We start from the raw sequence: 24,643 nt of genomic DNA, 5'->3' as shown, positions 1-24,643 counted from the left end.
TTGAGAGTAACCATACTCCATGTCATGAGCAAAGATGATTATTACAGAAGCAGGAGACAGAATGCAACGCGTTTTATGCCTAGTTCTTTCTTCTGTTCTTGATATACGTTATACTTATTGTTTGCATTTCGATCCTCAATTTCTGAATTAGCAACGGATTAGTTAATATAATATTTTGCTGTTTTAGAAATGAAAGCACTTTTTCATTGATGTTTTATAGATTATCATCTATTCTATTTTAGAAATGTGGTAGACTTTGTTATAGTTTTAGTATAGAAAAGTGGCGTTACATATTAAAAAGAATGTATAAATTCTTTATAGAAGAAGAATGAAAATGGTAACGGCTATGTAAAAACATAGATTACAATATATATTTAAGGGGAGAATTTAGTTATGTCGAAAGAGGAAAAAGTCAAAAAGCCTTTTTATAAAAAATGGTGGGTGTGGCTGATTGCAGTTATTGTAATTGTAGCAGTGTCCAGTGGAGATGACGAGGAAGTGGACACCGTTGAAGGTGAAGAAGCAGAAACCGAATCTGCAGAAGTAGAGGAAAATAACGAAGAAGAAGCAGAGGAAGTTTCCACAGAAGAACCTGCCGAGGAAGAAGAGCCCGCGGAAGATAAAACAGAATTTGATGTGGGAGAGCAAGCAGAATTAGATGAACAAGTTGTTACTGTTACGAATGTCGAGAAATCACAAGGAAGCGACTTCGATCAACCAAGTGAAGGAAACGAATACGTTATAGTTGAAGTGGAAATTGAGAATCACAGTGATGAAACAATATCTTATAATCCTTATAATTTTAAAATGCAAAATAGCGATGGACAAATAGAAGATATTGGAATCATAACAGTAGATAGTGATACATCGCTGTCATCAGGTGATTTAGCATCGGGTGGAAATGTATCTGGCACACTTTCTTTTGAGCAACCTATTGATGATGAAGAGTTACAGTTAATTTTTGAACCTGGATTTTGGTCAGGAGAGCAAATCAAATTTAATTTATAACAAAAATGTCGGTGTACGTTATTTCGTACACCTTCTTTTAACACTTAACAGAACACACGTTCAAAAGGGGTTGAATGTCGTATTCTAGGGCAGTACAATACATCAAATATTATTTGAACGCGAATTATCCCTTTGTGACTATTTGGTTTAGTCAACACTCATACTACACGGTCACCCGGCGACTTTCTATTATATTTAACTGTTGTATTTAATTTTACATTGAACCATTAATAAAACGACATAAAAGGGCTGAAACCAATGAAAAAAAAATATAATTTAAGTCAAAAAGAAAATATATTTTTAGCAAAGAAGAGCCTTATAAATGCTATCTATAATAGCGCGAGACTTGAAGGTATTAACAAAACAATCCCACAAACAAAAACCATTTTAGAGGGCATGTCTGTATCCAATGTGAATATAGATGATGTACAAACGATACTTAACCTTAGAAACGCATGGAGATATTTACTTAATCATTTGGAAAGTGATTTCGATTTGGATTTTGTTAAAAAGATTAATGGATATGTAGCTTATGAAAATTTGGATTGGGGTGTTTTGAGATACGGTAATGTAGGTATTACTGGTGTTGAATATAAACTTCGCATCCCAACCGAAAGTGAAGTTGTGAAAGAAATAAATGACATTATGCAGATTGAAAATGAAACAGAAAGAGCTATCACCTATATGTTATGAGGGATGCGAGAGCAACTGTTTTGGGATGGGAATAAACGTACAAGTAGCCTTTGCGCTAATAAAATCCTTATTGAAAACGGAAATGGTATATTATCTGTTCCAGAAGAACACCTAGAAGAATTTAATGAAAAGCTATCTAAGTTTTATGAAGCAAATGATTATAGCAAGATTGATCATTTTTTATATGATAAGTGTTTGTTTGGCATTAATTATGAATAATATACAAAAGAGTTCGAGGTCGATAAATTCGACGACTTTAGTACCCCGGCGAAAAGGCCGAACTGATAAAGATTGTGGAAGATTAAGATTCCTCGTTGTCACCGATATTATTAATTGTGGATGGCCACGTGAATGCTCATACCCATGGAAAATGGCATTCGAATAAAATAAGTGCCTTAACACGTGAGGGATACTTTTAGAAAACTTGGCATTCATTAAAGGGGTTTTTAGGAAGCGTTCCTTGCTTTCTTAGGCAGCTCCTATTTGCCAGAAAGAAATATACTCAAGTTCATTTTCACAGTGAAGTTTTGAAATGAATCGTAGCTTTTATCAACCAGTAGCTGTAAAACGACGCACTCTTATGTAGGCCTTTTGCATACAATATTTTTGGGGTGAGAAAATGGCAAGAGTAAAATACAATAATTCAGACGTTGACTTAATGGCAAGGATGATGAGAGCGGAAGCGGTAGGTGAAGGACAACAAGGAATGCTGTATGTTGGAAATGTAATTGTTAATCGAAGTATAGCAGATTGTTTAGATTTTGAAGATGTAAGATCAATTCGAGATGTCATTTTTCAGGTACAAGGGGGAAACTATTCATTTGAAGCGGTCCAAAAAGGTAACGTATTTTATCAAAGAGCGCGATCTACTGAGAAAAGATTAGCAGAAAAGAATTTGAATTATTGGAGGGAACACCCAGCAAAATTTGCTCTTTGGTATTTCAATCCATATGGTCCGTGCCCTCCAACATGGTTCGGCCAACCTTTTTCTGGTCAATTTAAAAATCATTGTTATTATGAACCAGTAGCTGGAACGTGTGATAGTGTTTATTGAGGTGTGGTAGTTTATCCTGGAAAAATAAGTTTATGACAATACTGTACTTTAATTAACGGAGCGTCGATCCACTACAGTGAAAAAAAGAATTGACGTAGCAAATTCAATCTATGAAAATCTATGAAACGAAAAGCTGAAGAACTGTTATGGTTCCTCAGCTTTTGTCGTACATAAATAATTTTGTGATCTTCTGGAGTCAGATTCCTGATTTCTTGCTCAATATTATCAAGTCCTACTATCCAATATTGGAGTGAATTAACTCAAACGGATCAAAAGCTAGGTCGACTTGATACCACTTCACTTGTCCTAAAAATAACCCATCATCATTGTATGCTCGATATCGACTCCAAAGTTCCCAAAAGAAGGAGAAACCCTTGTAGAACTGCCCTTTGCCTTTTGTAATGGGTCGGCGACGAAGTGTTCAAGTAAATAAGGATCTTGTTTGATGTAAGAGGAAGAAAGCTTTTGGTCTTATACAACCAAGAAAGAACAAAGGCGCAAGCGCCCGTTTAGCGACGTACGGACTGGACTGAGCCGGAGGAGATAAAGGAAACACGGCGACGAAAGGAGCCGATGTTGACTTATCGTACGGAGGTGAAGGAAGTCGCGCTAGTCGCTGGGCGCTGGAGCTGGACGTGGCTATTCCGGTAACTAAGTTATCCACAGCATTTAAATTCTATAGTTTCCTATGAAATAAAAAAGACGCTTCCGTAAAAGTTAGTAACTAATACGAAAACGTCCATTTCAATATAAAATTAAATATTATATGTTACTTTATTGTGATATTTTTAGGTGTTATGAAGTTATAAAACCTCTAAAAACATTGGCATATCGGTGTATTGGGCAATGATTTACATCATGCCACCCGTAAGGTGAGAGTGTGTAATATCGTTCATTCTCTGTGATAAAAGTGCGGTATATCAAGGTTTTGTTAAATTCTGTCTATAACATCTTTAACTAGAATTTATGGTTTTTCACTGGATGGCGTTAGCAAGATGTTAGCAATAAAACTCACATTACGAATATGCTTTCGGAAAAGCAATACCTCAACAACAAGTATCGCCTTTCTTAGTTATCCATCAGTCAATTGTGTTGATTATTGATGTGGGTCGCAAACCTCTTTCCAATTTATCTTGTCTTATCAATTAATCCATCGTAAAAATACTTCAACATTCTTTTTACTAACTTTCCCACCTGTAAAACGATCAATTTGTCTAAATGGCATGTTTATAATAAAGTACACGTTATTTGCCATTAATGGTTTTCCAATCTTTTTGAAAAAAACATGGAAAAACATAATAGAATTATATAGCATTTTTCCTATCCAGTTCTTATATTGCGCCTGTTTAATCGTGTCATTCATTCCTAAATCTTTATCACGATTCCAATTTGTAGATGGAAGTTTTCTCCCTAATATTTTCTCGAATTCTGAATCAGGGATATCCTTTACATTTGCCAATGCATAGTGTGGAAATTCATTTTTTAAGAATATAGATGGAGAAACACCATCCATCTCAATAGTATCTTCTACATGAATCTCTTGACTGGAACTGCCTACTTGAATCTTATAATTCCCTGATTCAATTTCCCAATCCTTTATTTCAGGATTATAGTAAGAAAAATCTCTTTCTGTTAACGTTAATGCAACTCGCTTCGTTTCACCAGAAGCCAAGTAGACTTTATCAAATCCTTTCAATTCCTTTTTCGGACGGAAAATTTTCGAATCTATCTTTTCAATATATAACTGCGCAATTTCTGCTCCAGCCATTTCACCTGTATTTGTCAGATCAAAACTTACAGTTAAACCATCGATTTCAATATTGCTATATTCAAAAGTAGTATAAGATAGCCCGTATCCAAATGGATAACGCACTGCTAAATTAGCTGTGTCAAAGTATCGATAACCGATGAATAACCCTTCTTTATGTTCACTTGTTGCTTGATCTCCCGGATAGTATGCAGAGGAAGACACATCAGTATATTGAATTGGGAATGTTTCGTTTAACTTACCACTTGGATTGTGATTACCGAGAAGAAGATCAACGGCAGCTTCCCCAATACCTTGCCCAGAAAGGTAGGTATGTAAAATACCTTGTACATGATCTGCAAATGGTAATTCAAGTGCTCCACCACCAGCTAAAACAACAACAACATTTTTATTTACCTTTACTACAGATTCAATAAGGTCTAGTTGATTTTGAGGTAATTTTAAATCTTCTCGATCTACCCCTTCTGCTTCTTTACTTTCATCAAGACCGATAAATAAAATGACTGTTTCAGCAGACTCCGCAAGACTTGTTGCTTCTTTCAGTAATTTACTACTCTTTCCTCCCATACGTTTAAATCCTTGTGCGTAACCAACTATATTAAAAGAATCTTGTAAATGGTCAAGTGGATTACTTAACTTATAGGGATTAATTAAAGAACTCCCTGCCCCTTGATATCTTGGATTTTTTGCAAAATCACCAATAACTGCTACTTCTGTTCCGGCTTTAAGCGGAAGAATATTTTTTTCATTCTTTAGCAGCACCATAGACTGACGGGCAGCTTCAACTGCCTTATTGTGGTGCTCTTCATAATCTACTTGTACTAATTCTTTATCATCTAATCGTACTTTATCTATAAGAGATAACTGCTGATCTACTGATTCATCTAATGTTGATTCATCTAATGTTCCTGCATGTATTGCATCAACAATTTCTTTATCTGTAATTCCATTAGTAGATGGCATTTCTAACTGGTTATGAGCTTTTAATCCGGCAACACGGTCATTATTTCCACCCCAGTCCGTTACAACAACGCCATCAAATCCCCATTCAGAATACAAAATGTCATTCGCTAAATGTTGATTTTCATTAGCATATTCGCCATTTACCTTATTATAAGAAGACATTATCGTATGAGGTTCGCTCTCTTTTACAACTTTTTCAAAGCCCGTTAAATAAATTTCTCTAAGCGAACGTTCATCTACAATTTCGTCAATTGTCATTCGCATATGTTCTTGACTATTGACAGCATAATGCTTAGGGCAAGCTGAAATACCATTAGACTGAATTCCTTTTACCATTTCACTAGCAAGTTCACCAGTTAGATATGGATCTTCTGAGAAATATTCAAAATTACGCCCACATAATGGATTACGCTTAATATTTAAACCGGGCCCAAGTAAGACACTTACTCTCTCACTACGAGCTTCCTTACCGATATCTTGTCCTACATCATATACAAGCGACTTATCCCAACTATTTGCTATCGATGCTGCTGTTGGGTAACAAGTTGCTGGTAAACTTTTGTTTAATCCTAGGTGATCAGCTTTCCCGCCTTGTTTACGCAGTCCATGTGGCCCATCGGTTAGCATAATGGATGGAATACCAAGACGTTCAATAGCCTTGGTATTCCAAAAGTTTTTTCCAGACATGAGGGAAGCTTTCTCTTCCAAAGTCATTTGTTTAATTATATTTTTATGTTTCATTATCTGCACAGACCCCCGAAGTTATTGGTAATAAGGCGGACATAGCCCGCCTTATTACTCAAACAAGTAATATTATTGGTTAAAAATATGCGTTTTAAGTGTTGCATATAGTGCGTTATGAACGCTATCTCGAAGTCCTACTGTAATTGCTTCTGGATGCTCATCATATGCTTCTTCTAAAAGCTGCTTTTGTTTTGGAGCCGATAAAATATCTAACATTAGATCATTACCAGATGTAACGGCTTGTGGTGCTTCCATAAATCCAAAAACTGCGTCAGAAGATACTACACCTTCAAAGCCCCACTCATTTCTCAGCACTCCATTTAATAACTCAGGATTTGCCCATTTCCCATCAATAAAAGAGAAACTACTCATTGCACCAGTTACCTCAGCGTTTTTGACAGTCATTTCGAAGGGCCGCAGGTGAATTTCTCGCATTGCTTGTTCATTAGACCATACTAGCATTCCTGAGCGTGCATTTGTTTCTTGCTCATTCATTATAAAATGTTTCATAAATACGGTGACATCTTGTTCTTGTGCACCTTTCGCCATACCCGAGCCGATCATGCCGTTCAATACAGGGTCTTCTGACATATATTCAAAGTTTCTTCCACCCCGTGGTGAACGGTGAATATTAAGAGCTGGAGCGTACCATCCGTGAATTCCATATGCATTTGCCTCTTGTCCAATCGATTCGCCCATCTCGTAGGCTAAATCTTCATTCCAAGTTGAAGCAATAACGATTTCTGTTGGGTAAGCACCTGCTTCAAATTGCTCAAAGAAATAGTTGAATCCAGCAGGTCCATCCATTAGAACTGTATTTGGAATACCATGTTCATCAATTTCTTTAGTATGATAAGCAGCTTCTGATACATAATCTATCATTTGATCTACTGTCAATTGGTCTAAAAATTCATCCCATAAAGAATCATCATAATCCAATCCTTGTAAATCTTCTAATTCAATTCCATTCTCAGCACCTGTCGTAGGCATTTCCACATCATCATTAAAATCATGGCCTTGAACTCTTTCAATGATTTTATCACTTGCAACTTTTGAATCGTCTTGATCAGATGGGTATGTTCCTTCTAAATCGTTACGAGAAAGAACTGTTAAGTCATTTTCTGATTGAGTAAAACGATTTTTGTATTCTGTTCCTGTATCCATATCTGTTTCGTAAACAATATCTTCCGATAATTCAAAGTCTAATGTGCTATCGATTTCATGGACATTCTTACCAAGTTTAATCTCGTATGTTCCATTTTCTAAAATATAGTTCTCATTTTCCATATCGTAAGAAGCCATATCTCTTATATCATGCGTAATCGTTAATTCTTCAGACTCTCCAGGTTCCAATAATCTCGTTTTTGCAAATGTAGCTAAGTTGATGGCAGACTTCTCAATTCCACCCGGTGTATAAGGAGGAGAATAATAAACTTGAACGACTTCTTTACCAGCTACATCACCTGTATTTGTAACTTCTACTTGTAATTCAATGGATTCATTGTCTAATTGTTCATTTACTACCTCCCAATCAAAAGTTGTGTAACTCAGACCAGAGCCAAAAGGAAATTGAACAGTTTGATTATAGCCTTCTTCATTTCCTTGATAGAAAGTTTCATAGAATCTGTATCCTACATAAATTCCTTCTTCATAGTTAAGGTAAGATTTATCCAAATTCTCATACTGATAGTCTCCGAAATTTTCACTTGCTGGTGAAGATTCAACATCATAAGCGTACGTATCAGTAATACGCCCCGAAGGATTTAATTCTCCTGATAATGCTTTAGCAAGTGCGTTCGTTCCAAATGGTCCTGGTGTTCCAGTCCAAATAACAGACTGAATACTTGGAAATTCCTCAACAAATCCTAATTCTAAAGTATTACCAGCATTTACAACGATGGTCACATTATTAAAGTTCTCCGCCGTTTTTTTAACTAAGTCATACATTTCATCTGATAGTTCTAATTCATCCTTACTTACATCTGATGCTTCTACAGCTTCATTCTGGACGACAATCATCGCATTTTCAGAGAATTCTTTCGCTTGAGTGAGTGCTTCATCGGATACATCTGGTTCACCAGCTTCCTCGTCACCACTACCTAACATTCCTTTAATTACTTGAACGATACCAGTATCCGAATTTCCTGTTACTTCTTCTAATTCTGGTAATCCCTTATAGTAATCATCTAATTCGCGATTATATTCAATGCCTGCATTCTCAAGTGCATCAAATAAATTTACAGCACGCGTTTGGTCTGATGAACCAGACCCGCCCCCACCATATTTAAAACTATATGCAGTAGAACCAAATACGTTGATTTTTTTATCAGCTAATGGAAGTGAGTTATTTTCATTTTTTAAAAGTACTAATCCTTCATTCGCAATCTCTTCTGATACAACATCTGCCGCTTCTCTAGCTTTGATAGCTTCTTCACTTGTTGTATCAATTGTAATATGTTTACCAGTCACGTTCTCAACTATGCTTGTAACTGTTGGTCCAAATGTTACACCAATAATTAGTAACATTGCAGCAAAAATTGACCAGCCAGTGAAACGTCTTGGTCTATTTTTTAATTTTTTATACATCTTAGCTTCTTTTTTCGCAACTTTTCTTTCTTTACGCCTTAAAGATTTCAATTCTTCTTTTCTTTGTTGCTTCTGCTCTTTTCGCAAAAGTTTATCGCTTTCAATTTCTGCCTTTCGTTCTGATTCTGGCAAAGAGGCAATTTCTTGCTTTCTTTCTTTACGCTTTGCCTTATCTTCCCTTACACGTTGTAGTATTTCTTTTTTTTTAGTTTTTCTTTTTTTAAAGTATTCAAACATGATGTCCCCTCCAACTTTGTACTTTTATTTCAAAAAATATCCAGCAACCATTTGTTGTGAACGCTATTTAAATTAAGCTCTGTTATACTGAATACTTTCATGGTCAAATGCTTTTAAACTTTTTATGAAACTTGTCATCCACAACTAAATATAGTTTTTGAACACCAATTTTTAATTGCATATTAGAGTGACAAGATAACGTTTTCATTTATCGTAATAAAAATGGTATCTGCCGTTACTTTTTCTTCTTTGGTAGGTGTGGCGAGATTAACCTATTACTTAATCTTAAGACCTATTCCATCCCCACTCCCTTTTACGAGAGATGAAATTAATTGTTTGTGAGAGATTCATTTTCCTATAACTCCAATATATAATACAACCCCATCAGAAACATTCCATTATTTAAGTTTTGCTATTCCGATTATTGACTTTATAAAATCGAGTAGGAGGGGGTATTAACCCCCGACCTCTCACACCACCGTACGTACGGACCCGCATACGGCGGTTCAATAGCTTGAGTGTGCTTTCTCAAAGAGATGGTTTAAATTCTTTAAACCATCTCTTTGAGAATTTTATTTGTAAGGATCGGTGTAAAATAAAGCGACACGCGATGCGCCAATACCCCTTGCGTGTGTTTGCCCATTCCCAAGCCTTTTGTTTAGGCACTTTGAGTTTCATAAGACTCTTATATTTCGTCTTAATCTTTTTCCAGCGTTTCCATATGATTTGTCTAGTCCTTCATCTGATCCATTGATCAATACTTTTGATATAACCTTTCATATAACTAATCACATAGTAGTTGATCCAACCTGTTGTTACCTCAATTATTTTTTGAGTTGTTAGACATGCCGGGCACACACAAAATGGGTATTCCCATATTCCACGAGAATACCCATTTGTAATTATTTCCTAGTTAACTTTGATCAATAACGACGCTTTATTTCAATCAATTGTATTTCATGAGGCTGTAAGAATGTTTCCAGACTATAATTTTCTTGTGCGTATATATCCTGTAGTTTAACTCCTGGTTCCGCCCTTCCTTTAACATAATTGATTGTATCATTGTCCATAACACTTGGTGCTCCGATATCTACCCAGGCATCATAGGAAGACCCTTGCTGCCTATTAACATACTGCTTCTTAATTATATATTCACCATGTAAGCCCTCCAATGTTAATTGAAATGACCTAACGCGTTCATTTTCAAATACCTTATAGCGACTAGTTGACGACAGTTGCGAATAATCAAATTTTCTGTATAAATAATTGGGTTCGCTATAATTTAATAGTAAAATTTGGTAATCTTCACCATTATTAGTGACAATCATATCTTCTTCTTTGGAAATTAAGTATTCACCGAGTTTGCTTAGGAAGAAGAATGCATGATAGCCAGCTTTCTTGATACCATTATAGGTCATCAATCCAAAACCTCCATGGAAGATCGGCTGCTCCAATTGAAACTCATCAAATATGTCTGTAAATGTCCAAAAACCCATTCCTTTAACTTTTTCAAAGTTTTTGATAACATTTTTAGTGATAAAGGCTCCCATATAACATGTGTCATGTACCAGGTCCCTGCTATCGCTATTTGCGTTCCATTCCGTTATCCATAATTCTTTATTTAATGATGACAATCCTTTGTTCTTATTAATGATATGGTCAATACATAATGAAAAATTATTTTTATCACCGAGAATAATGCCAGTAGTTTTAGCTATTTCTTGTATAATGGTTCCTGTTTCTTCTGTTTGTAATGGTTCGGATTCATGTGAAAGATTTCTGGATAGATTGTAAACATGAAAAGAAAAGAAATCCACACCAACCTTCTCATTCTTTACAAAAGCATCAAAATCATCTAGCCAATTTTGTTGCTCTGAAAAGTCAATGATTCCAAATCCACCAATTTTTATTTCAGGATCAATTGCTTTAATGCATCTATAGCTCGCAGCATAAAAGGTAAAGAACTCCTGTCTTGTACCGCCCCAAAAGTGTTGTACTTCTGGTTCGTTCCAGAACTCGAAATACCATGTTCTAACTTCTTGCAGTCCATATCGATTAATCAAATGTCTGAAAAAAGCATCCAGTAAATTAAGCCATCGGCCCATTTCCTTTGGTGGTGATACAAATGCATCCCACCAAAAAACCTTATCTGCAGTACTTGCTAAATCTTTTGGCATAAAACCAATTTCAATAAAAGGCTTTAAACGGACATCAAGTAAATTATCCAAAAGAGAATCAATGTGATTAAAGTTAAAATAATAGGATCCATCCAATTTCTCATTGTATACTAAGAGCTGGTCTGAAAAAACCCCGTGAAATCGAATGTACTCGAATCCAATGTCATCCTGAACCTGTTTCAATTGATCATAAAAATCTTTTCTCAAAGCATGGGGAGCAAAGCCAAAAGTCATTAATTTAGTGAAGGAACGATTAATTTTATTCAAGGACTTAGCAACATCAATTGTTTTAGTTTCCCTTTTATTTATTGGGACCCTACTATTTTTACGATCAAGATGTTTAAATAGACTTACGAAAGAATCCTTGCTATTAATACTAAGATAATCTTTTATGATGCCTTTTTCGAGTTTTACTCGATATTGTTCTCGATACTGCATTGGCGTTATCCCTAATACTTCCTTGAAGACTCTATAATAGGATTTACTGTCTGGGAATCCAAATTTAAGAGCTATTTCAGTAACTGTTTCATCTGTTGTTCGTAAAGTAAACAATGATTTGTTTAAGCGCATATTATCTAAGTATTTTTTAAAAGATACCCCCACATTTGCTTTGAAATATCTGGAAAGGTAATGAGCATTTAGTGAAAACTCTTTTGCTATATCCTGTAATCCCAAATGCGCTTCTATACAATGTCTATTCATATATTGAAGTATTTCTACGAGTCTTTGATCATCTTCCATCCGTTTTTTAATTGGTTTTGTTGATATTTCAAAATGTTCCAAAAGAATGACCACAAGATCCAATAACATGATTTTGACCTTAAGTTGGTAAAGATTTTTCTGATTCAACACGAGATCCATCATATTGGCTAGGATATATTTTATTTCATCTAAGGCAAACATAGAGTCTTCCTCAACTTCACTTGAGTTCAAATAAAATCTTTTTTGTTCAACATCAATTCCATGTTTCTTAAAATACCTGTTGTCAAATTGCAGTGCTAATACATTTGTTTGTCCAAACGCTGTCTTAGAGTTAATAAAATGAAGCTCATTTTCATTTACTAGGAAAATATCACCCATTCTAAGATGGAAGTTATCTTGATTAACCCTGATTTCCAGTTCACCTTCGAGCACGAAAAGAATTTCAGTTGCTTCGTGCCAATGATAAGGGAATTGTTCTACGATATGTGTGAAAATGTTAATTGGTAAATCAACCTGATAATCTATTTGTTCATATTGATATTGCATGATTATTCCTCTTCCTAAAGAGTTTTAAATTTACCTTAGCATAAAAAATATTTCGTTACAATTTGAGTTGCAAATTAGATGTCGTATAAACTTCTGTAATCTATAGATAAAGCAATTGAAAAAATACAGATTAAAAACACCTCTATTAGTCATAAAAAACTTTGACTATTATGAAGTGCTTCTCGGAAATTTTTAGTGATCTATTCTTACAACGCCTTATAACAGTTTGGCCGTTTAGCATAGTTTAGTTTTCATTACATACATTTATCCATAGAAATGAGACTTGATTGACTCAATAAGTAAATTTAGTTCTTTTTCTTTTTCTTCATGGATAATATTACGCCATTCTAAATCTCCTCGTTCCAATGATAGAATTAGAATCTCCGCTGACCCCATATTTGTAGCTAGTGGAATATCGTACACGTCACATAACCTCATCAAAGCGGTAATATCAGAAAGAAACATATGCTCTGCACTTATGCCATTATTATTTTCAATCATACTTTCCAACTGAAATGCATCATATGTACCCATGCTATGTCCAAACACCATATATTTCTCGTCTGACAAAGAATTTATTACCATTTTATACAAATCATTTAACATATCTTCAAAATCCACATAATATGATTCATCTAGCCTTGTACCACGCCCTTTTAACTCCAAGGGAATTAGTTCAATCATAGAACTATCTAAATAATGGAGCCATTTATAATAAATACTTGCACTTGCTCCAGCATGAGGGACACAGAATAACTTAAGCTTTTTCACTATAAAAATCACTCCTTTTATTTATTACTCTTAATATTATATCAAACCAATTTTTTTACAATATAAATTTATAAAATTTACATAAAATTTATAAATTTATAAATACTATCCAAGAAGCTTGTTCAAATAATTTAAAGCGAAATTCAAGAAAGAATTCTTTTTTAAGATTGGAAATTATAATATTAATGGGGTACTATTTATTTAATTAACAGTTCAGATAGAAATTAAAAAGTAGAGATTAGGCAATAATTTATCATTCTATTTTTTACCTTGAATCATATTATTTAATAGTGAGGAGTTCATACCCATCAACTTACTTCTTTGATAGGAATCCAATTATCAATCTTGTCCAATAATGAACTGTATTTTAGACCTTGAATATAATTCATGTTTCAACATCTCTTTTAACGTATCCATTATCTACTTTTTCTAGAAGTTGCGAATGCATATATGACAGATAACGAGTGGGGTATAAACTTTTCAGATTTAACTTAATTAATAGTGTATGAATCAACAGTTTCTAAATGATATAAGTGAACCAATTTCTTATGTAAGTATTACAATTAGATATAGGTACTAGTTTCATTAATATTAAAAAAGAAGAAAAAGGTATCAAATGCTATATCAAAAACAAAGTCACGATATGTACTTGTGCCATCCTTTTTGATAACCTTCATACTGTGGTAAAGTTGATGATTATACGATGGTGTTAATAGAATTCCTTTGATGACAATAAGGAAACCAAGGAAAGGTTTTTGATTGATAGACAATGTCATGGGTCATAACATTGCCTTGCAAAGAAGGTGAAGATTTACTTCAATCATTGTAATTTTGCAAATTAGGAGGAACGATGAATGTTAGAGTTTGATACAAATATGGAGGAACTGGCGTCAATAAAAGTGATCGGGGTAGGCGGAGGCGGTAATAATGCCGTGAACCGTATGATAGAGCATGGAGTAGAGGGTGTTGAGTTCATTGCCGTCAACACGGATGCACAGGCACTCAATCTCTCCAAGGCGGAAGTGAAACTGCAAATAGGGGGAGAGCTTACCCGGGGGCTTGGTGCAGGGGCAAACCCTGAGGTCGGAAAGAAAGCTGCAAAAGAGAGCAAGGAACAAATCGAGGAAGTCCTCCAAGGCGCAGACATGATTTTTGTTACTACAGGTATGGGGGGAGGGACAGGTACCGGAGCAGCTCCAGTCATCGCTCAAATAGCCAAGAGCCTGGGGTCTTTGACACTCGGTGTGATTACCAAACCGTTCTCATTCGAAGGAAGAAAAAGGTCAACGCAGGCGATTTCCGGAATTGATGCCTTTAAAAAGGCAGTTGATACAGTAATCGTCATACCTAACGACCGCCTGCTGGAAATTGTGGATAAAAACACACCAATGCTGGAAGCCTTCCATGAAGCAGACAATGTGCTGAGACAAGGTGTACAGGGTATTTCAGACTTAATCGCAAAACCAGGGTTGATTAACGTTGACTTTGCCGATGTAAGGACAATTATGTTCGATAAAGGGTCAGCTTTAATGGGAATTGGGAATGCTACTGGAGAAACACGGGCGACAGAAGCAGCTAAGAAGGCAGTTTCCTCTCCATTATTGGAAACTTCCATGGATGGTGCTCATGGTATTCTGATGAGTATAACCGGCGGAACTAATCTGAGCCTTTATGAGGTACAGGAAGCTGCCGATCTTGTAACTTCAGCTGCCGACAATGAAGTGAATGTAATCTTCGGTTCCGTCATCAATGAGAACCTTAAGGATGAAATAATCGTTACCGTAATTGCAACCGGTTTTGATGAAAATGCCAAACAGGAAGAAAAGCAGCCAAAACAACAGCGTTCGGTAATCAATCACAATCAACAGGCAGCTACCAGTGCACCTGAGGAAAAACCAAGAGAAACTTACCAGCAACAACAGCCGCAACAGTCCAAACCGGAAGAAGACTCACTGGATATTCCTACTTTCTTAAGAAATAGGAATCGAAACCGCAAGCGTTAATAAGGCTATAACATGAAGAGAAAGCAAATGATCAGTTCTATCAGACTGGTCATTTGCTTTCTTGTATAGAACAGGATGCTTGATATATTTTTCGCCCAAATTTCAATTATCTTTCCTGTGGGGAAAGTGGAGATTTGTGCTTTCTTACAATTGTTTCCTCTTTTAATGACCGACAAACACCTCGATAATTTGTTAAAATCAGCCCTTATAAGCTGCAGAATATGACAGACTTTGCTCCTCAGCTCACATATGGGGAATCTATTACTGACTATTATATTGATTTTACTATTCATTAAAAATCTAAATGTCGGTAGTGAAGAAGAGATTAGTGAAACCTAGAAGAGCAAGAGTCTAATGTTTTGAATGGATAGTTGCTCAATTCCTTCCTTTATGCGGTTCGGTAGATTTTTTCGATTTTCCCGCCGGTATTCTCCCGTGTTGATGTACCCCAAAAACAATATAATCCAGGGTGACACCATATAAATCGGCTATCTTTACCAACGTATCTAATGCTCAAAAAGTTATTTTTCTCTTACGGTATCTATTAGCCTAAAAGGGGAATGTGTTAACTGCCTTCGTATTCTAAAGCGAACTTTATGCACATAAAATAGTTAGGAATATTGATAAGAGGTGATAGCATGCAGATGTTTTATACTGTGAACCCGGATGACACCCTCTATTTAATAGCCAATCGCTGGCAAGTGCCGCTCCCATCCCTTATTGCTGCCAATCAATTAGTGCCGCCTTATATAATTTTTATTGGGCAACAATTGTCAATGCCCCCAGGGGTTACGACCTATCTGGTACAGCCAGGAGATTATTTGTATCGGATTGCCCATCGTTACAGCATTCCCCTTGCGTCCATCATCCAGGCCAACCGCCTTCAACCGCCGTATATCATCCAACCGGGACAAGTGCTTACCATTCCTGAAGGTGTACCTTATTATGTTGTTCAGCAGGGGGAAACCCTCTATGAAATAGCTGCAACGTTTAACGTCCAAACAGAGGGGGAAATTCGCCCGCAATTAATTCGTAGGGTGAATCAATTGCCGTCAGAAACGATTTATCCGGGGATGAATCTTGTTATTCCCTATGCCCAGGTGGGCACGGAATCATTGCGTATTACAGCTGCACAGGGAGGAAGCTTTGATATCTGGCTGTACAACCCGCGAAATGGCTCAAGCTCACGACTAACGAATTGGCTTGGTGAACAGTACTCAGAACCATACTGGTCGCCCGACAGCAAGAAAATAGCCTTTATTGGAAAAAATGAAATCGTTTATGTTGTTGATCTAGAATCAGGTTCCACTGCCCGAATCGACCAAATTAGCCCGAACACATTGCTTGACTGGTCTCCTAACAGTATGCAACTCAGCTATGTAAAAGGTAATCAGATCGTGCTTTATCATGTGAATACAAACAGCGCTCGAAAACTCAACCAGCCTGATGCAAATGATGTTCAGTGGTTCCCTTCAGGAGATGAACTGCTTTTTAAATCAAACGACTCAGATGGAACCCCTCAGTTTTATCGGATTCAAACCGATGGCATGAATAAAAGACAAATTACTCAATTTGAAGAAGCATCATTTTTTAATGTTCGTCTTTCTCCAGATGGTTCTTACGCACTTTACACCGGACCGGGAGTGAGGGTTTCCTTGGTAACAACGGTCAATATTGCAACAGGCGCAACACACACACTTCAAGGCGGACCTCTCGAAAAAAACTATAATCCCGAATGGTCCTCAAATTCAGAACGTACTGCATACAGTGCCACCTTTTATCCGGAAAGCGGCTATTATTCGTACATTCAAATGGACGACCGCAACGGCAGGAATCTGCAAACCTCGACCATTTCGGATTGCTTCAGTTCTGATGTAACTTGGTCACCCGATAAGGATAAAATCGCATATATTTCCGGATGTCAAAATGCGATGAATCCAAACGAAGCATGGGGCATCGACGTTTCACATCCCGTTCCGATTCATCTCTTTACAGCAGATAGGATTTTATTTCTCAAATGGTCTCCATCACAGACGGCATCACGAAAGAAGACGTATCGTAATAAGGTATACCAAGTATTACTCCGTTATCCGGCTGACTGGCAGCTAACAGGCGATAAACAATTTGAATGACCTGACGGATTTTTTCAAATTGGGGCCATCCGTTCTGAAAGTACTCCTGACAAAGTGTGCCGGAATGAAGCGTTCCATCCGTTAGAACCATATGGATCCAACCCTCAAATCGTGAATACAACCCACCTCGGTGATGTGGCCTGTATCATCTATCCATCAGACGACCAACCGCCTGAAATGAACCACCAAGCGGCTTTTATTACAGCGTATCCGGAACCAATTCTTATTAACGAAGATACGTATAACTACTTTATTCTCTGGGCTGATCAGGATTATTTAAAGGAAATTACCAGTGAACTAAAATTTCTCTAAGCTGTTTAGAGTCAAATCGATCCTTAGTCTTTTTTTCTTTGTCTTGATGATGAGCAATCTTTTTTGTCATTTCAAAAGCCACATATATTTGAAGCACAGCCCCGTTGAACGGGTGGTATTATCGTCATCTAACTGCAATCTGCCTATTGTAGTGCAACTTCGGTAGTCCGCCACCATTGACTTAACTATTGTCCGTGTAGTGGAACTATCGCAGGTGGTGCATTAAAATGCCTAAGAGGCACACCTACTCACATATGATAACACGGACAAATCGATTCTAAGCATTCACTGGTGGAGCCCCGCCCCCTTCCAATGTCTGCAAAGAATCGGGTGTTACAGTCAAAGGCAAGCAGCTACGCTGTAGCTCTGTGCTCCGCAAACGATGGCTCCCTTTTCCGCAATGACTGGCTTAAAACTCCGCACAAGTGGCTCTATTCATCCGCAATATTCATTAATTACTGTAGATAAGCGCCCATTTGCGGAAGACTGTTTTTTTCAACTATTCACTGATATATTTTATTGTCCCTCGAGGATAAATAACAAGTCTCAGGTGGTGTATTCGATTAGTTGTAATTATGTAACCGACTTCCATTTCATTGATCGTAATTATTTGGCAGGTAACAAATCATACGAAATTAAGGGTCAGAAAGTTTCGACTTTGATATTTAAATAAATTGTTCTTTACAAATTATCCATACTAGCGATAACATATGTTAAAAATTAAAAAGGACGTCTCCGTAAAAGTTAACAGCTTCTACGAAAACGTCCTTTTTATTTAATTTTGTGAAGATTTCAATTTTGCATAAAGACAAAACCCTGTCATTACGGGAATGGGGGGCAAGATTACATCATGCCGCCCATTCCACCCATGCCGCCCATGTCAGGCATTCCGCCACCGGCGCCGACTTCGCTTTCGCCAGGCTGATCTGCGACTACTGCTTCTGTAGTTAGGAACATAGCCGCTACGGATGCTGCGTTTTGCAGTGCATAACGTACCACTTTTGCTGGGTCAACAATTCCAGCTTCAACCATGTTTACCCATTCAGCATTTGCAGCGTCATAACCTACGCCAATTTCTTCGCCTTTTAGACGCTCGACAACAATGGATCCTTCCAGACCAGCATTGTGTGCAATTTGACGTACTGGTTCTTCCAGTGCACGAAGTACAATGCTCGCTCCGGTTGCTTCGTCACCTTCAAGTGCCAAACTACCGACTTTCGCGTATACATTTACTAGTGCTGTACCACCACCGGATACGATACCTTCTTCAACCGCTGCACGTGTGGAGTTTAATGCGTCTTCAATGCGCAATTTACGTTCTTTAAGTTCTGTTTCTGTTGCAGCACCGACTTTGATCACTGCTACACCACCAGCTAATTTAGCTAAGCGCTCATGTAATTTTTCTTTATCAAAATCAGAAGTAGTTTCTTCTGCCTGTGCACGGATTTGTCCAACACGAGAAGAAATGGTTTCAGGGTTTCCAGATCCTTCTACAATTGTTGTGTTTTCTTTTGTTACAACAATTTTAGAAGCACGGCCTAATTGTTCCATTTCTGTACTCTTAAGATCTAATCCAAGGTCTTCTGTAATTACTTCTGCACCAGTTAACGTTGCGATATCTTCAAGCATGGATTTACGACGGTCACCAAACCCAGGTGCTTTTACAGCTACTGCGTTAAATGTTCCACGAAGTTTATTCACAACTAATGTCGCAAGTGCTTCCCCTTCAACATCTTCAGCAATAATTAGAAGTGGTTTACTTTGTTGTACTACCTGCTCCAAGATTGGTAATACTTCTTGGATATTTCCAATTTTCTTGTCTGTGATGAGAATGTATGGATCTTCTAGCACTGCTTCCATTTTGTCCTGGTCTGAAACCATATATGGAGATGCATATCCACGGTCAAATTGCATACCTTCCACAACTTCTAGCTCTGTGTTGAATCCTCTTGATTCTTCGATCGTAATAACGCCGTCATTACCAACGCGTTCCATTGCTTCTGAAATCAAGCTACCAACTTCACTGTCCCCAGATGAAACAGATGCAACTTGTGCAATAGAATCTTTACTGTCAATTGCCTCTGAAATCGATTGTAGTTCACTTACTGCAACTTCAACAGCTTGCTCAATTCCGCGACGGATGCCTACTGGATTTGCACCTGATGTTACGTTTTTTAGACCTTCTGTGATCATTGCTTGTGCAAGAACCGTTGCAGTTGTTGTACCATCACCAGCTACATCATTGGTTTTTGATGCTACTTCAGATACAAGTTGTGCACCCATATTTTCGAAGGAATCTTCTAGTTCAATTTCTTTTGCAATGGTTACACCATCATTTGTAATTAATGGAGAACCAAACTTTTTATCTAAAACAACGTTACGACCTTTTGGCCCTAATGTTACTTTTACTGCATCTGCTAATGTATCGACACCACGAAGCATTGCGCGGCGTGCATCTTCATTAAATTTAATTTCTTTAGCCATATAAAATTGCCTCCTTCAAATCTTAACTTAACTTAGAAATTTTGTTATTTATTAGCCAATAATAGCTAAAATATCATTTTCACGAAGAATTAAGTATTCCGTGCCTTCATATTTCACTTCTGTGCCTGCAAATTTGGAAAAGATAATGGCATTTCCTTCTGCAACCTCTGGTGCTACTTTCTCACCATTTTCAGTAACTCGACCGGATCCAACTGCCACAACTTTTCCTTCTTGTGGTTTCTCTTTTGCTGAGTCTGGAAGTACGATACCGCTTGCAGTCTTCTCTTCTTGTTCAACAAGTTCGATTATAACACGATCTCCTAGTGGTTTAATCATGAGATCAGCCTCCTTAATTCCATATCATTTTTTATATATTAGCACTCTTGTCTCTCGAGTGCTAATCCCAATTATTATGATAAATAAATCAGCCTAAAAATGCAAGTATAATGCAATTGTATTTTACCAGTTTAGTATGACGAAATTCGACAAAAATCGGGAAGTGACAGGCACCGCTCTAAATGATAAAATAGTTGTTATGTTTGTAAATAAGATTTTAATTTGAAACATACAATAATAACTACATATGTTTAAAGGAGCGTTCTATTTTGCCAAAACGATATTGGTGGGTGATTATAACCTATATCATCATGCAGATTTCTGGGGTTATTTTTGCACCCATTTTGTTTGTAGTTTTTCCAATCAGTGAGTTTGATGCTGTTATTTACTGGTCCATTATAAGCTTTGCCTCAGCTCTTGTAGTAGTTATTCTACTAATGAGACCTGACATGAAAATGGAAAGTCATCGCAATGCCTCTTCTGCGGGAAATGTTATTCTATGGTCATTCTTAGGGGTATTTATGGCCTTCGCTGCTCAAGGAATTGCTGGTATGATTGAAGTGGAGTTACTTGGCATTGATCCTGGTTCTGAGAATACACAGGAGATCATGGATATTGCACGAGCAGCACCAATATTTATGATTATTCCAGCCATAATAGCTCCTATATTAGAAGAAATTATCTTTCGTAAAATTATTTTCGGTCAATTTTATGCGCGAACAAACTTCTTTATTGCCGCATTATTGTCAGCTTTGATATTCGGGATTATTCATTTAGACCCTACACACATGCTGATCTATGCTTCAATGGGATTTGTCTTTGCATTTCTCTATGTGAAAACAAAACGGATTATTGTGCCTATCATCGTGCATATGGCAATGAACACGATTGTCGTTCTCGTCCAATTTGGGCTTGATCCAGAGGATATTGAACGTATGCAGCGAGAAATGGAACAAATGCAGATGATCTTATTAGGAGGTTAGACTAACTATGACTATGGCGATCATCTATTTTATAATGGGTATACTATTTGTATATGTAGGTATTCAATTTGCTGAGGAAACGATATGGAATGTCACGACGATCGTTCTTGCAGCTGTTGCTACACTTGATTTTGGTATTGGAATACGAATGATGTCTATGCATCTTCGGTCGAAAAAAAATAAAAAGAAGTAGCCTGAGCTGCTTCTTTTTATTTACTTATGGGGCAACACTAAAATCTATGAGCGCAGTGGGAAGAGCCCGCAGGAAGAAAGCGAACTTCTTTTTTCCGAGGAGGCTGAGCTAAGGGCCCACGGAAAGCGTAGTGTTTTTCCGCAGCGGCCCTTATAATTCATAATTTCATCTAGTTTGTCACCCCAGAGATTTTGGTGAAGAGACTTACTTTATCGCAGTTTATGAATCCTCTTTTTCCAATGGGTAGTTTTTCAAAAAATAAGTTAATGCTTGTAATTCAACTGCCAAGTCAATATGATGCACACGAACATGGTCTGGCACTGTAAGGCGTGCAGGTGTGAAATTAAGAATTCCTGAAATCTCTTGTTGCACAAGACGTTCTGTAATCGCATCTGTCTCGGTAGCAGGTATCGTTAAAATGGCCACTTTCGTCTCATTAAATTTCTCCTCTAACTCGTCAATGTGGTAGATTGGAACGCCACCAATGTCTGTTCCTGCTTTTTCTTTATCTGCATCAAAAGCCATTTTGATTTTTATATTATTGTTTTTCATAAAATTATAATGTAAGAAAGCAGTCCCTAAGTTCCCCACTCCAATTATAGCCACATCTGTTACTTCATCCTGATCCAATGTTTTACGAAAAAAACCAAGTAAGTATTCCACATTATACCCATAGCCTTTTTTTCCCAATGCGCCAAAATAGGAAAAGTCTCTTCGAATGGTTCCAGAATCTACTTTCACTGCTTCACTAAGTTCTTTTGAAGAAACGCGTGATTTTCCTTGGTGATTTAAATTATTTAAAAATCGATAATATAATGGCAAACGTTTTGCAGTTGCTTTTGGTATTTTATGTTTATCCATCTATGTACCTCTTTCCACTTCATGCCTCATGTATATTCACATCTATTATATAGTTCTAATTATATCAGAAAAATTCGGGAAAGTCGTGATTAATTTCACAATTGTTGCGAGGCTGATTAACAATGCGATACACTGGAGAATATGAGGTGAACGTTATGATATTAATGCAATTAAATAATCTTACGAAGTCCTTCGGGGCAGATGAAATTTTAGCAAATGTGAAACTTGAAATAAAGGATAATGATCGAATAGCTATTGTGGGAAGAAATGGTTCTGGCAAATCAACTTTATTAAAGATTATGGCTGGAGAGCTTAATTACGATGATGGAGATCTTTTCAGACCAAAAGACCTGACGATAGGTTATTTGTCACAACATACATCTTTGGCTTCTGAAAAAACAATATGGGATGAAATGGTTGAGGTATTTCATCATTTGACCATCCAAGAGCAAGATTTACGAGCACTAGAGAAGGAAATGGAACAAGCTTCTGGAATGTCCAGTGCCCATAATGAAAAGATCTTACAGGACTATGATAAACTTCAACAATCCTTTCATACGAATGGTGGGTACACATACGAGGCTGATATAAAGGCTGTTCTTAGCGGTCTCCACTTTCAGGATTATGATTACGGGACACCAATTAATGAATTGAGCGGTGGACAAAAGACAAGATTAGCATTAGGGAAACTGTTATTGAAAAAGCCGGAATTACTTATATTAGATGAGCCTACCAACCACCTAGATATAGACACCCTCGGATGGTTAGAAAACTATTTAATTAGCTATCCCGGAGCAGTTATTATTGTATCCCATGACCGTTACTTTTTGGACAAAACCGTTTCAATTGTTTACGAGATTTCACGGCATATAACGAAGAAGTACCACGGCAGTTACAGTAAATTTCTAGAACAAAAGGCGCTCGATTATGAACAGGAATTAAAGGATTTTGAAAAACAACAAACCGAAATGAAAAAAATGGAAGACTTTGTCCAACGAAATATCGCCCGTGCTTCTACTACCAAACGGGCGCAAAGCCGAAGAAAACAACTTGAGAAAATGGATAAACTAGATAAACCATTAGGCGATGAATCATCGGCTAACTTTTCCTTTCAGATAAACAGACGAAGTGGCAATGATGTCTTAAAAATGGACAATCTTTCTTTTCGTTATGAGGATGAAAGTGAGCCTTTATTTACGAATGCAAAATTAAATGTAAATCGCGGGGAACGAATCGCACTGGTCGGACCAAACGGTGTTGGAAAAACAACCTTGCTGAAACTAATCTTAGAGAAATTTAAACCAATCACTGGAACCATTAAATTGGGAACAAATGTACAAATCGGTTACTATGATCAGGAGCAGGCCAATCTATCGTCTTCTAAAACAGTTTTACTCGAATTATGGGATGATTATCCAACTGTTAACGAAAAAGATATCCGCACTGTTTTAGGGAATTTCTTATTCTCTGGTGATGATGTATTAAAGTATGTTCACTCATTAAGCGGTGGTGAGAAAGCGCGCTTGGCTCTAGCTAAGTTGATGATGCAAAAAGCGAACCTGCTAATTATGGATGAACCAACAAACCATTTAGACATCGACAGTAAAGAAGTGTTGGAAGCAGCATTAATTGATTTTCCTGGTACGATTATTTTCGTATCCCATGATCGTTATTTTATTAATAAGCTAGCCGATCAAGTTGCTCATATGCAGCAAGATGGTGTAACGATTTATTTAGGTGACTATGATTATTATATTGAAAAGAGAGCAGAAGAAGCTGAAATAGCAAGACTTAAACAAGTCGAATCCGAAAAGGTCGAACAAAAAAATGAACCGAAGAAACGTAGCCATAAGGAAGAAAAGCAATTACAAAGTGAAAGACGCAAACAGCAACGACGAATTACCGAATTAGAAGAAACGATAGAAAAACGGGAAGGTGAAATTGCTGAACTAGAAGAAAAAATGACGCAACCAGAAATTTACCAGGATCACGAAAAAGCGCTAGAACTCACAACGAAAACAAACGAACTCAAACAGGATATTGAACATTTAATGGAAGAATGGGCGACATTGCAAGAGGATTGAGGCCAC

18 protein-coding genes are annotated in these 24,643 nt (G+C 37.0%); 10 read left to right on the top strand and 8 right to left on the bottom strand.

The window, feature by feature from the left end:
- Nucleotides 1–393 precede the first annotated feature (393 nt).
- The 4 genes from OLD84_RS04820 (at nucleotide 394) to OLD84_RS04805 (ending at nucleotide 2,755) form a co-directional block, all read left to right on the top strand.
- The gene (locus OLD84_RS04820) at nucleotides 394–1,008 is read left to right on the top strand and encodes a DUF4352 domain-containing protein (RefSeq protein ID WP_209464671.1); all 615 of its coding nucleotides are present in this window, start codon (nucleotides 394–396) and stop codon (nucleotides 1,006–1,008) included.
- Between the two features lie 258 nt (nucleotides 1,009–1,266).
- On the top strand, nucleotides 1,267–1,701 hold the full coding sequence (locus tag OLD84_RS04815) for a Fic family protein (protein ID WP_209464672.1): 435 nt from the start codon (nucleotides 1,267–1,269) through the stop codon (nucleotides 1,699–1,701).
- Between the two features lie 3 nt (nucleotides 1,702–1,704).
- Entirely contained in the window at nucleotides 1,705–1,920 is a 216-nt protein-coding gene (locus tag OLD84_RS04810) for a hypothetical protein (RefSeq protein ID WP_209464673.1), read from the top strand.
- Between the two features lie 400 nt (nucleotides 1,921–2,320).
- Nucleotides 2,321–2,755, top strand: coding sequence for a cell wall hydrolase (locus OLD84_RS04805; protein ID WP_209464674.1), 435 nt, complete (start codon nucleotides 2,321–2,323; stop codon nucleotides 2,753–2,755).
- A gap of 1,141 nt (nucleotides 2,756–3,896) precedes the next feature.
- On the opposite strand, the gene OLD84_RS04800 is transcribed toward OLD84_RS04805, so the two are convergent.
- The 5 genes from OLD84_RS04800 to OLD84_RS19310 all read right to left on the bottom strand — a co-directional run bounded on the left by OLD84_RS04800 (nucleotide 3,897) and on the right by OLD84_RS19310 (nucleotide 13,249).
- Nucleotides 3,897–6,227 (bottom strand): glycoside hydrolase family 3 C-terminal domain-containing protein, encoded by a 2,331-nt coding sequence (locus OLD84_RS04800; protein ID WP_209464675.1) that lies wholly within the window; start codon nucleotides 6,225–6,227, stop codon nucleotides 3,897–3,899.
- 72 nt (nucleotides 6,228–6,299) lie between these two features.
- Complete coding sequence (locus tag OLD84_RS04795) at nucleotides 6,300–9,053, bottom strand: glycoside hydrolase family 3 N-terminal domain-containing protein (protein WP_209464676.1); 2,754 nt, start codon at nucleotides 9,051–9,053, stop codon at nucleotides 6,300–6,302.
- Nucleotides 9,054–9,791: 738 nt separating this feature from the next.
- The gene (locus tag OLD84_RS19455) at nucleotides 9,792–9,845 is read right to left on the bottom strand and encodes a hypothetical protein (protein ID WP_390336812.1); all 54 of its coding nucleotides are present in this window, start codon (nucleotides 9,843–9,845) and stop codon (nucleotides 9,792–9,794) included.
- 131 nt (nucleotides 9,846–9,976) lie between these two features.
- The gene (locus tag OLD84_RS04790; protein ID WP_209464678.1) at nucleotides 9,977–12,478 is read right to left on the bottom strand and encodes a GH39 family glycosyl hydrolase; all 2,502 of its coding nucleotides are present in this window, start codon (nucleotides 12,476–12,478) and stop codon (nucleotides 9,977–9,979) included.
- A gap of 264 nt (nucleotides 12,479–12,742) precedes the next feature.
- Nucleotides 12,743–13,249: a thioesterase domain-containing protein gene (locus OLD84_RS19310; RefSeq protein WP_209464679.1), complete on the bottom strand. Its 507-nt coding sequence runs from the start codon at nucleotides 13,247–13,249 to the stop codon at nucleotides 12,743–12,745.
- 854 nt (nucleotides 13,250–14,103) lie between these two features.
- Between OLD84_RS19310 and ftsZ the strand changes: the two genes are divergently transcribed.
- The 3 genes from ftsZ to OLD84_RS04765 all read left to right on the top strand — a co-directional run bounded on the left by ftsZ (nucleotide 14,104) and on the right by OLD84_RS04765 (nucleotide 17,696).
- Nucleotides 14,104–15,252 carry a cell division protein FtsZ gene (ftsZ, locus tag OLD84_RS04775; RefSeq protein ID WP_209464680.1) on the top strand — a complete coding sequence of 383 codons (1,149 nt, stop codon included), beginning with the start codon at nucleotides 14,104–14,106 and terminating at the stop codon, nucleotides 15,250–15,252.
- A 638-nt stretch (nucleotides 15,253–15,890) separates the two neighbouring features.
- Entirely contained in the window at nucleotides 15,891–17,384 is a 1,494-nt protein-coding gene (locus OLD84_RS04770) for a LysM peptidoglycan-binding domain-containing protein (protein WP_245301706.1), read from the top strand.
- A 111-nt stretch (nucleotides 17,385–17,495) separates the two neighbouring features.
- Nucleotides 17,496–17,696, top strand: a complete 201-nt coding sequence (locus tag OLD84_RS04765) for a hypothetical protein (RefSeq protein WP_245301707.1) — start codon at nucleotides 17,496–17,498, stop codon at nucleotides 17,694–17,696.
- A gap of 843 nt (nucleotides 17,697–18,539) precedes the next feature.
- Here the strand turns inward: OLD84_RS04765 and groL are convergent.
- Nucleotides 18,540–20,180, bottom strand: coding sequence for a chaperonin GroEL (gene groL / locus OLD84_RS04760; protein WP_209464681.1), 1,641 nt, complete (start codon nucleotides 20,178–20,180; stop codon nucleotides 18,540–18,542).
- 51 nt (nucleotides 20,181–20,231) lie between these two features.
- On the bottom strand, nucleotides 20,232–20,516 hold the full coding sequence (gene groES / locus OLD84_RS04755; protein WP_209464682.1) for a co-chaperone GroES: 285 nt from the start codon (nucleotides 20,514–20,516) through the stop codon (nucleotides 20,232–20,234).
- Nucleotides 20,517–20,785: 269 nt separating this feature from the next.
- Here groES and OLD84_RS04750 point away from each other — a divergent pair, with 269 nt between their 5' ends.
- Nucleotides 20,786–21,499 (top strand): CPBP family intramembrane glutamic endopeptidase, encoded by a 714-nt coding sequence (locus tag OLD84_RS04750; RefSeq protein WP_209464683.1) that lies wholly within the window; start codon nucleotides 20,786–20,788, stop codon nucleotides 21,497–21,499.
- 7 nt (nucleotides 21,500–21,506) lie between these two features.
- On the top strand, nucleotides 21,507–21,692 hold the full coding sequence (locus OLD84_RS04745) for a YdiK family protein (RefSeq protein ID WP_209464684.1): 186 nt from the start codon (nucleotides 21,507–21,509) through the stop codon (nucleotides 21,690–21,692).
- A 219-nt stretch (nucleotides 21,693–21,911) separates the two neighbouring features.
- Here the strand turns inward: OLD84_RS04745 and OLD84_RS04740 are convergent, their stop codons facing one another.
- Complete coding sequence (locus OLD84_RS04740) at nucleotides 21,912–22,553, bottom strand: redox-sensing transcriptional repressor Rex (protein ID WP_209464685.1); 642 nt, start codon at nucleotides 22,551–22,553, stop codon at nucleotides 21,912–21,914.
- 155 nt (nucleotides 22,554–22,708) lie between these two features.
- Between OLD84_RS04740 and OLD84_RS04735 the strand changes: the two genes are divergently transcribed.
- Nucleotides 22,709–24,637, top strand: a complete 1,929-nt coding sequence (locus tag OLD84_RS04735; protein WP_209464686.1) for an ABC transporter ATP-binding protein — start codon at nucleotides 22,709–22,711, stop codon at nucleotides 24,635–24,637.
- Nucleotides 24,638–24,643: the final 6 nt, after the last annotated feature.

This window comes from Virgibacillus natechei (assembly GCF_026013645.1).
Taxonomy (GTDB): Bacteria; Bacillota; Bacilli; order Bacillales; family Amphibacillaceae; genus Virgibacillus_L; species Virgibacillus_L natechei.
Note: the sequence above shows the minus strand (reverse complement) of the source record. Positions and strands in the feature narration are given on the sequence as shown.